We start from the raw sequence: 2,464 nt of genomic DNA on the forward strand, positions 1-2,464 counted from the left end.
CCGGGCCCGGCGCAGGCTGCTGGTGACGGCCGTCGACAGCGACACCGGTGGGGCCGGTCTGGAGGCGGCGCTGCCGTCGGTGTTCTTCACCGAGATCGCGCAGTGGGCCGACGACGGCGCCGATACCGCCGGAGTGCAACCGATCTCGGCGCCGCGGGTGTTGTCCGCGGCCGCGCTGGTGGGCCGGCTGCGCGGCGTGGTGTGCGCGCCGCAGGGCGCGGTCAGCGACGCGATGCGCGATTGCGCGGCAACTCAATTGGCCCGCCTGGCTGCCGCAGGGGTGCCGGGCGCCGACCCGGTCGGCTGGTACGGCATGTCACCGGTCAGCACCATCGAACCGATGTGGAGCGGCGACGATCACGTCGTCACGCTCACGCCGTCGAGCCTGCAGACGTTGACCGACTGCCCGTTGCGCTGGTTGGCCGAACGGCACGGGGGCACCGATCCCCGCGACCTGGGCTCGACGATCGGTTCGGTGCTGCATGCGCTGATCGCCCAGGCGGCCGGCGGCGAGCCCGAACTGCTGGCCGCGCTGGAGCGGGCATGGCAGCATCTGCCATTCGAATCGCAGTGGCATTCGGCCAACGAGCTGGCCCGGCATCGAATGATGATCGAGACGTTCTTGGCCTGGCGGGCCCAGACCCGCGGCGAGTTGACCGAGGTCGGTGTCGAGGTGGACGTCGACGGGGTCCTCGATGGGAACGTTCGGCTGCGCGGGCGGGTCGACCGGATCGAACGCGACGCCGCCGGCCGGCTGGTGATCGTCGACGTCAAGACCGGCAAGTCGCCGGTCAGCAAGGACGACGCGCAGCGGCACGCCCAGCTGGCGGCCTACCAGCTCGCGGTGGCCGAGGGCCTGGTGGAACACGGCGATGAGCCCGGCGGCGGGCGGCTGGTGTACCTGGGCAAGACCGGGTCGACGGGAGCCACCGAGCGCGGGCAGGACCCGATGACACCCGAAGCAGGTCGGCGGTGGCGCGACCGCCTCCGCGAGGCGGCCGACGCGACGGCCGGGCCGCAATTCGTCGCCCGGATCAACGACGGCTGCGCGCATTGCCCGCTGCGGCCGAGCTGCCCGGCCCACACCGGCGTCGAGGCTAAGGGGTCGGTATGACCGTGACGGCACCGGCGCCAGCACGCTACAGCCCTAGCGAATTGGCAAGCGCACTAGGACTTTTCGAGCCCACCGAAGAACAGGCGGCGGTCATCGCGGCGCCACCGGGACCGCTGGTCGTCATCGCGGGTGCGGGCGCCGGCAAAACCGAGACGATGGCGGCACGGGTGGTTTGGCTGGTGGCCAACGGCTACGCCGAGCCCGGCCAGGTGCTGGGTCTGACCTTCACCCGCAAGGCCGCGGGCCAGCTGCTGCGGCGGGTCAGGTCCCGGCTGGCCCGGCTCAGTGGCACCGCGCTGGCCGTCGGCGATCAGCCGGTTGACGAGCCCGACGGTGTGCCGGTCGTCAGCACCTATCACGCCTTCGCCGGCCAGCTGCTGCGCGAATACGGTCTGCTCTCACCGGCCGAGGGGGAGTACGCCAAGCCCATCGAGCCCGACACCCGGCTGCTCAGTGAGACTGAGCTCTGGCAGCTGGCTTTCGACGTCGTGAACCGATACCAGGGTGAACTGTGTACCGAGAAGAATCCGGCGGCGGTCACCGCAATGGTGCTGCGACTGTCGGGTCAGCTCGCCGAGCACCTGGTCGACACCGGTCAGCTCAGCGAGACCCATGTCGAGCTCGAACGGCTGGTGCACACCTTGCCCGCCGGCCCGTATCAGCGCGACCGCGGACCGAGTCAGTGGCTGCTGCGAATGCTGGCCACCCAGTCCGAACGCGCCGAGCTGGTGCCGCTGATCGACGCCCTGCACCACCGGATGCGGGCCGACAAGGTGATGGATTTCGGCGGCCAGATGGCCTGCGCCGCACGCCTGGCCTCGATGGTCCCGCAGGTAGGTGAGCAGCTGCGCAGCCGCTACCGGGTGGTGCTGCTGGACGAATACCAAGACACCGGATACGCCCAGCGCGTCCTGTTGTCGTCGCTGTTCGGTGGCGGAGTCGACGAGGGCCTGGCGCTGACGGCCGTCGGTGACCCAATTCAATCCATCTACGGCTGGCGCGGCGCTTCGGCCACCAACCTGCCGCGGTTCACCACCGACTTCCCACTACCCGACGGCTGCCCGGCACCCGTCCTGGAACTGCGCACCAGCTGGCGTAATCCGCCGGCCGCACTGCGCGTCGCCAACGCCGTCTCCGCGGATGCGCGGCAACGATCCGTGGCTGTGCGTGCGCTTCGCTCCCGCCCCGATGCCGAACCCGGCACCGTGCGCTGCGCGTTGTTGGCGGACGTGCACGCCGAGCGGGAATGGGTCGCTGATCACCTGCAGCGGCGCTACCAGCAGGCGGCCGCCGACGGCACCGCGCCGCCGACCGCGGCGATCCTGTTGCGCCGCAACGCCGATGCCGCAC

Annotated in this window: 2 protein-coding genes; both read left to right on the forward strand. The window is 71.0% G+C overall.

The annotated features are described in order from the left end of the window. A partial coding sequence (locus WAO18_RS09700) for a PD-(D/E)XK nuclease family protein (protein ID WP_422205904.1) occupies nt 1–1,114 on the forward strand: 1,114 nt, incomplete at its 5' end. After that, the coding region (locus WAO18_RS09705; RefSeq protein ID WP_422205905.1) for an ATP-dependent helicase at nt 1,111–2,464 on the forward strand (1,354 nt) is incomplete at its 3' end. The genes WAO18_RS09700 and WAO18_RS09705, both read left to right, overlap by 4 nt.

It is taken from the genome of Mycobacterium sp. (assembly GCF_049278535.1).
Classification (GTDB): domain Bacteria; phylum Actinomycetota; class Actinomycetes; order Mycobacteriales; family Mycobacteriaceae; genus Mycobacterium.